Origin of the sequence: Dietzia sp. DQ11-44 (genome assembly GCF_014145205.1) — a bacterium.
GTDB lineage: Bacteria > Actinomycetota > Actinomycetes > Mycobacteriales > Mycobacteriaceae > Dietzia > Dietzia natronolimnaea.
In genome coordinates, this window is sequence record NZ_JAALEC010000103.1 from 1 (window position 1) to 7,044 (window position 7,044).

The following is a 7,044-nucleotide window of genomic DNA, read 5'->3' on the forward strand; positions in this document are numbered from 1 at the left end:
AACAGCGTCAACTTGTGGAAGTCAGGCCTGGCGTTCGACGATGCCGAACCAGACCTCCACGAGGTTCATCCACGAGGCGTGGGTCGGCGTGAAATGGATTTTGAACCGTGGATTGTCGGCCAACCAGGCCTTCACGTTCGCGTGCTTGTGGGCGGCGTAGTTGTCCATCACCAGGTGCAGCTCGACCGGCTGGCCATCGGCGTCGACAACATCACGGTACGCCCGCTCGATCTGCTTCAGGAACGCCAGGAACTCCTGGTTTCGGTGTCGCGGTTTGAGCGCGGCTGTCACCTGCCCGGTGGCAATGTCCAGGGCCGCGAACAGAGTGCTGGTGCCGTGCCGGACGTAGTCGTGGCTGCGTCGCTCGATCAGGCCGGGCTGCATGGGCAAGATCGGCTGGGTGCGATCCAGCGCCTGGATCTGGGACTTCTCGTCCACGCACAGCACGATCGCGTTCTCCGGTGGCGCCAGGTACAGGCCGCAGATGTCGGTGACCTTGCCGACCAGTTCGGGATCGGTGGAGAACCGGAAAGACTCGGCCCGCCACGGCTTGATCCCATATGCCCGCCAGGCCGTGACCACCGTCGAGGCCGAGACCTTCAACCGCGCCGCCAGCAGTCGCGAAGACCAGTGAGTCACGCCCAAGCTCTTCGGCGGGGGCATCAAGGTCGCCGTCACGATCTCGGCGTGATCGATCGTGCGGGGCCGGCCAGAGCGCTTCTCATCTGCCAGTCCGGCAATACCCTTGTCCTCATACCTGGACCGCCAGAGGTTCACCTTCGGCCGCGACGCGCCGGCCAGCTCGGCGATCTCGGAATTGCGTCTTCCCTCCGAGGCCAGCAGCACGATCCGCGCCCGCTGCACCATGCCCGCCGACATCGATTGCGAGCGCGTCATTCTCTCAAGCTTCTCGCGATCGCCGGGACGCAACATCAATGCCGGGGCAGGTCGATTCGCCATGCCCCATGATTTCACAAACCGAACCGTAAAACTAATTCACACGCGCGCCACTAGGCGCGGCCTGAGCAGACCGCATCCGGCCCCCGCGGTGCGCTCCCCACGGGCAGGCGGGGGGATGGGCCCATACTGACCCCTCATCTCGCCTCTCTCACGGACTGACCGGACCCGTGGAGTTCCTCACCATTCTGTTCCTCATCGGCATCACCGCCGAGGCGATGACCGGTGCGCTGGCCGCCGGCCGCGAGCGCATGGACCTGTTCGGCGTGGTGATCGTCGCGTGCGTCACCGCCATCGGCGGCGGTTCGATCCGGGACGCCCTGCTGGACCACTATCCGCTCATCTGGGTGGAGAATCCGTCCTACCTCGCGCTGGTCGCGGCGGCCGCGGTCGTGACCGTGTTCGTCGCGCCACTCATGCGGCACTTCCGGGTGCTCTTCCTCGGACTCGACGCACTCGGACTGACCGTCTTCGCGATCTTCGGTGCTCGGATCGCCCTGGAAATGGGGCACGGCGTCATCATCGCCGTCGCCGCCGCGGTCATCACGGGCGTGTTCGGGGGAGTCATGCGTGACCTGCTGTGCGACCGGGTGCCACTCGTGTTCCGACACGAGCTGTACGCCAGCGTCGCCATCCTGGCCGCGCTCGTCTACGTGGGCCTCGTGGCTGCGGGCGTCCCGGAGAACTGGGGCGCCGCGATCACCCTGGTCGTGGGGTTCGGCCTGCGGGTGGCCGCGATCCGCTTCAAACTCTCACTACCGGTGTTCGACTACCAGGAGATCGAGCACCGTCCACGTGGACGCGGTCGGCACCGCTGGAGCCGGATCTCGTCGGACGACCTGGACTGACCTACCAGGCTTGACAATCAAGGATGGGGGCGGGCGAGATTGGCCCGTCGTAAGCTCGAACTGGTGAAATATCGCAGCGGGCGTCGGCGTGGACATCAGCCCACGATGAGCCGCTCGAGCATCGTGTGGTGCAGCACGTACTCGTCCGGGGTCGCGGGCGTCTCCTGCTCCCCGAAGTGGATACGACGGCGCGTGATCCGCGACAGGATGATCGCCTGCCGCAGGCCCGCGTAGACGTAGTAGAACGGCAGGTCGCGGACAGCGGAGCCGGTGAGCTGCTCGTACTGCGCCACCACGTCGCCGTGGTCGAACAGGTCCGGGATACCGGGGAACTCGAAGGTCACCGCGAGGTCCTGGAACAGGTCGTGGAAGTAGAGGAGCCAGCCCAGGTCCACCTCCGCGGGCGCGATGGCCGCCATCTCCCAGTTCAGCACCGCCGTGGGGCTGGTGCCGGTGTAGAGGATGTTGCCGATGCGGGCGTCGCCCCAGCTCAGTACGTCGGGGCCGGTCTCGGCGGGCCAGTGGGCCTCGATCCACTCGAAGGCCCGCTCGATCACCGGAATCCGCAGTCCGTCCTCCCGGGTCGTCCACTCGTAGTAGGCCCGCTGCTCGTCCACGTGGGCACGCAGCGCGCTCACCCCGTGCGCCGCGGCGAGCGACGGCAGCCGCCCGGCGGGATCCTCGATGCCGTGGACCGCGGCCAGGACGGCCACGGACTCCCGCTGGACCTCGGCCCGCTGCCCGGGATCCATCTCCAGCAGCCAGCCGTCGAAGACGTAAGGGGGATTGTCGACTGGGGCGAGGCCCGTGGCCCTGTCCATCACCAGGAAGGGCGTGCCGAGGATGGCCGGATCCTGCTCGAGCCAGCGGACACGGGGGACCGGCAGGTCGGTGTTCTCGCCGACCACCCGCATCACGTCGAACTGCTTGGCCAGGTCGTAGACGGGGAACACCGGAAACGCGCCGTCCTGCGGACACATCCGGGCCACCAGCTGCGCCGACTGCGGCTCGGCCGTGCCTCCTGGCGACGCCGGGCCGGCCGGGGTCCAGGTGGCGTCGAAGAGGACCGAGATGTTGGACATCCCCGAACTCTCCGGCCTGCTCACCGCCGAGACCTCGACACCTGCGGAGGCGTCGACCTCGTCGCGGGCCGCGAGCCAGGCGGTGAGGCGGTCGCGGAACTCGTCAAGGTCGGCCTCGCCCGAGGTCACCCGTTGGTGGAGTGGTTCGTCGGAGCGTGCGGTGGTCATGCGATCGTCGTCATGTGGTTCGGACCCTTCGTACGGACCTGATGCGCGGGCGGGACCCGCGATGAGCACAGTGTGACCCAACGCACAATCCGTAGGATCCGAAATGCGCATCCCCGCAGTCGCCCACGCGGTCTGGGGCGGCGGACCTCGTCGTCGTCGTACCTCGGCGCAGTGCTTCGCGGTAGTTCCCCGGACCGACAGGGGGTGGGGAGATCGGTGATCCGTCACCGACATGGGCGGATCGGTAGCCTCTGGGCGTGGGCCACCACGGCCCTTAATGCAACGGTAAACGTAGAAATAGGTGTGTTGTGTCGGTCCCCTTGAGCATCCTCGACCTGGTCTCCATCTCGGAAGGCTCCACCGCGCGTGAGGGCATCGCCGCCTCGATGGAGTCCGCGCAGCTCACCGATCGGCTGGGCTACTCGCGGCTGTGGTTCGCCGAGCACCACAACACGCCCAACCTCGCCTCCAGCGCCACGGCGTTGCTCATCTCGCAGGCGGCCTCGGTGACGGAGCGGATCCGCGTGGGCTCCGGCGGCGTGATGCTGCCCAACCACGCGCCGCTCATGGTGGCCGAGCAGTACGGCACGCTCGCTAACCTCCACGGCGACCGCATCGACCTGGGCCTGGGCCGCGCCCCCGGAACCGACGGGATGACCGCCCAGGCACTGAGCCGGTCGTCGGCCGAGCCGCAGGCCTTCGCCCAGCACATCTACGACCTGCAGGCGTGGTTCGGCGAGACCGGCACGGCGCACAGCACCCCGATCCTGTCGTCGGTCTCACAGGGCATGGAGGTGCCGATCTGGGTGCTCGGGTCCACCGTCAACGGCGCCTCGATCGCCGGGCAGTTGGGCTTGCCGTTCTCGCTGGCCTCGCACTTCGCGCCCGACCAGATCGACGACGCCATCCGCGTCTACCGGGAGTCCTTCAGCACCGAGGCGCCCACCGCACGCATCGACACGCCCCAGGTGATGGCCGGGATCAACGTGATCGTCGCCGACACCGACGAGGAAGCTCAACGCGAGTTCACCACCCTCCAGCAGATGTTCCTCGACCTGCGGGCCGGGCGACGCCGCAAGATCCAGCCGCCCGTCGACCCGGCGCAGTTCGCCGGCAGCTCGCCCGGGATGCTCGAGATCAGCGCGGTGGGATCACCCGAGACGGTCAAGGCGCAACTGGACGAGTTCGTGGAGCGCACGGGCGCGGACGAGCTGATCACCGTGACCTACGCGTTCGACCCGGCGGTGCGGAACCGGTCGATCGAGCTGCTGGCCGAGCTGTGGTTCTGAAACTGGATTGGTCCTGAGTCCGGTGGGGACTGCGCCGCGGCGCTGGTAGAACGAGGCATGGCCATCGACGCATTTGAACCCCACCCCCTCGTCCGCCTGCTCGGCATGCCTTCGGCGGAGTTCACCGCGAACGCCCTCGTCCGGGCGGTCGAAGAGCTGGGACTGGAGCAGGTGAACCTGCGCTACGTCGGCGGCGACGGCCGTCTGAAGACCCTGGCCTTCCCCATCAACTCCCGCCAGCACCTCCACGAGGTTCTGACGCGAGGAGAGCGCGTGGACGGCTCGAGCGTATTCCCCGGGACCGACACCGACGCCAGTGACGTCTACATCGTCCCGCGCCACCGCACCGCCTTCCTCAACCCCTTCGGCGAGCGGACCTCGCTCGACGTCCTGTGTTCCTTCTACCGCGAGGACGGCACGCCGCTGCCGTACGCGCGCGAGCAGGTCGTGCGCCGCGCCGCCGAGGTGCTGACCCAGGAGACCGGTATGACGCTCGAGGCCTTCGGCGAGCTGGAGTACTACCTCGCCCACGAGCCCGAATCGCTCTTCCCCGTGGAGGAGGAGCGCGGGTACCAGGAGTCGGGCCCCTTCTCCAAGCACGAGCGGGTCCGGGAGCAGGTGCTGGGTCATCTCTGCGCCATGGGGGTGCCGCTGAAGTACGCCCACGGCGAGGTCGGCAACATCCTCGAGGATGACCGTCAGCTGGTCCAGCACGAGATCGAGCTCCAGCCCGTGCCCCTGGAGCAGGCTGCCGACCACCTCGTCCTGGCCAAATGGGTGGTGCGCGAGGTCGCCTACGCCCACGGCCTCGAGGCGACCTTCGCGCCACTGGTGAGCGGCGAGGGCGCAGGCAACGGACTGCACATCCACAGCCGGCTCGTGCGGAACGGCACCAACACCGTCGTCACCAAGCAGGGGATCAACGACACCGGGCGACGATTGATCGCCGGCTACCTCTCGGCGGCCAGGGCGCTGGCCGCGTTCGGCAACACGGTCCCCACGTCCTACCTGCGGTTCACCGCCGGCGACGAGTCACCCGAGGACATCTGCTGGGGCGAGAAGGACCGCACCGGTCTGGTGCGGGTCCCACTGGCCTGGGGCGGCGACGTGCTGGCCGACATGGTGGCCCACGCCAATCCCGGAAGCACCGAGCCCGTCCCCGAACCGGCCACGGACCCCCAGACCATCGAGTTGCGACTCGGCGACGGCTCGGCAGACGTGCACCTGCTCCTGGCCGGCATGGCGGTCGCGGCGACGCGCGGCCTGAACGACCCCGGGAGCCTGGAGCAGGCCGAGCACCTGAAGGCGGACGACAACGACGACTTCGAGCAGCTGCCCTCCTCGTGTACCGAGGCGGCCGACGTCCTCGAGGCCGAGCGTGGGGTGTTCGAAGCCGACGGCGTGTTCCCCGAGCAGCTCATCGACGCCTTGCTCGCGGGCCTGCGCGAGGCCGACGACAACACGCCGGGCGGGGAGGGTGCTGACGACGAGACCGCGCGGGAGGAGCTCATCCGCCGTCACTGGCACGTGGGGTGAGTCCCGCCGTGACGCGGCTGGACTCGGCTAGTGGCCCGGCGGGCGATGAAAGGACGTGGTGACGACGCCTTCTGTATGGCGGTACGACGCAGTGTGTCTGAACCGTCGACTATCCTCGAAGCCATGGAAGGTGACGGGATGACGAGGGCTCAGCGTACTCAGCGACGCGTCCGCGCGATTCGGTCTATTCGCCGCACTTCAGAATTGGAAGGGGCCACTAGCACGAGCGCCACGCGAGCTGACCAGCTCGCATATGCGCGTGGCACCATCAGTGCCTCCGAGCTGGGGGATCGCGTCCGCCGCCGGTACAACATCTCCTAGCCGAGTGCCGCACCCGTGGGATTCAGGGAGCCATGAACGGAATTGGTCCGGGTATTTCATTCCCGGTACTACAGTGCTCAGGAACAAGCTGAATATCTCCGTTGTTGGTGATCTCCGAGACGCGGAGAACGATCTTGTCGAAGCGCGGCTCATCGAGCTCCGAGAAGTCCCAGAGCTCTTGGGTGAGCGAACGTACGACCTGGCGTTCTTCCAGGCGATCCACCGCCACTTATTTCAGGATGTCTACGCCTGGGCGGGCGATCTACGAACTGTGGGCATCGAGAAAGGTCGCGAGTCGTTCTGTCCGCCACTCGATATCCCACGGCCGATGGCATACGTGGCCCGGAGAGTATGGGAGTCGAACCGACTGGCGGGCATCCCGCCAGAGAATCTTCTCCGGGAAATTGCCCACTTATACGACTACGTCAACTTTGCGCATCCGTTCCGTGAAGGGAATGGACGCGCAACGCGTGAGTTCTTCGATCTACTGCTGTCCGAGACTGGCGTCGGGTTGGACTGGCAGCGAACTGATTCGGTTGAACTGCACAATGCGTGCCATGTAGCGAGATCCGCGGGTGACCTCGCACTGATGGAGAACATGTTCGCGAGGATCATCGATTCAGATCCCGCCTACGAATACTGATTCTCTTCTGGAAGCGCAGCAAGAAACCTATCGCTGAACCACCCCGGCGCGAGACGGGCGAACTCCGCGGGCTCTAGCCGACCTGCCCCCGCGGGCACCCGGCCGAGCACCGGGACCCCGGTCAGTCGGGGCAGATCCTCCAGGTTGAGGCGCTCGGCGAGGTCCGGTTCGTACGGCCACGAGCCGATCACGATCCCGGC

The 7,044-nt window shown here is 67.2% G+C and carries 7 protein-coding genes and 1 pseudogene; 5 read left to right on the forward strand and 3 right to left on the reverse strand.

Annotated features, from left to right (window positions below; translation table 11 throughout):
• Positions 1-21: 21 nt before the first annotated feature.
• Positions 22-975 (reverse strand): IS630 family transposase, encoded by a 954-nt coding sequence (locus G6018_RS03200; RefSeq protein ID WP_347237779.1) that lies wholly within the window; start codon positions 973-975, stop codon positions 22-24.
• Between the two features lie 152 nt (positions 976-1,127).
• Here G6018_RS03200 and G6018_RS03205 point away from each other — a divergent pair, with 152 nt between their 5' ends.
• A complete protein-coding gene (locus G6018_RS03205; RefSeq protein WP_182638693.1) occupies positions 1,128-1,805 on the forward strand; it encodes a TRIC cation channel family protein in 678 nt (225 codons plus the stop codon).
• 95 nt (positions 1,806-1,900) lie between these two features.
• Here the strand turns inward: G6018_RS03205 and G6018_RS03210 are convergent, their stop codons facing one another.
• Positions 1,901-3,055, reverse strand: a complete 1,155-nt coding sequence (locus G6018_RS03210) for a phosphotransferase family protein (protein ID WP_241730974.1) — start codon at positions 3,053-3,055, stop codon at positions 1,901-1,903.
• Positions 3,056-3,363: 308 nt separating this feature from the next.
• On the opposite strand from G6018_RS03210, the gene G6018_RS03215 reads away from it, so the two are divergent.
• From G6018_RS03215 to G6018_RS03230, 4 genes are all read left to right on the forward strand, one after another.
• On the forward strand, positions 3,364-4,344 hold the full coding sequence (locus tag G6018_RS03215; RefSeq protein ID WP_182638695.1) for an MsnO8 family LLM class oxidoreductase: 981 nt from the start codon (positions 3,364-3,366) through the stop codon (positions 4,342-4,344).
• A 57-nt stretch (positions 4,345-4,401) separates the two neighbouring features.
• Positions 4,402-5,880, forward strand: coding sequence for a glutamine synthetase family protein (locus G6018_RS03220; RefSeq protein ID WP_182638696.1), 1,479 nt, complete (start codon positions 4,402-4,404; stop codon positions 5,878-5,880).
• 138 nt (positions 5,881-6,018) lie between these two features.
• Positions 6,019-6,201: a hypothetical protein gene (locus G6018_RS03225; RefSeq protein WP_182638697.1), complete on the forward strand. Its 183-nt coding sequence runs from the start codon at positions 6,019-6,021 to the stop codon at positions 6,199-6,201.
• A gap of 4 nt (positions 6,202-6,205) precedes the next feature.
• Complete coding sequence (locus tag G6018_RS03230) at positions 6,206-6,844, forward strand: Fic family protein (RefSeq protein ID WP_182638698.1); 639 nt, start codon at positions 6,206-6,208, stop codon at positions 6,842-6,844.
• Here the strand turns inward: G6018_RS03230 and G6018_RS17085 are convergent.
• Positions 6,832-7,044: pseudogene (locus tag G6018_RS17085) on the reverse strand (ATP-dependent dethiobiotin synthetase BioD); the annotation flags it as partial. The gene G6018_RS03230 and the pseudogene G6018_RS17085 overlap by 13 nt on opposite strands.

Excerpts from the sequence above, each read along its gene's own strand:
- G6018_RS03210 (WP_241730974.1), bottom strand. The coding sequence starts at position 3,055 with ATGACCACCGCACGCTCCGACGAACCACTCCACCAACGGGTGACCTCG.
- G6018_RS03220 (WP_182638696.1), top strand. The coding sequence starts at position 4,402 with ATGGCCATCGACGCATTTGAACCCCACCCCCTCGTCCGCCTGCTCGGC.
- G6018_RS03225 (WP_182638697.1), top strand. The coding sequence starts at position 6,019 with ATGACGAGGGCTCAGCGTACTCAGCGACGCGTCCGCGCGATTCGGTCT.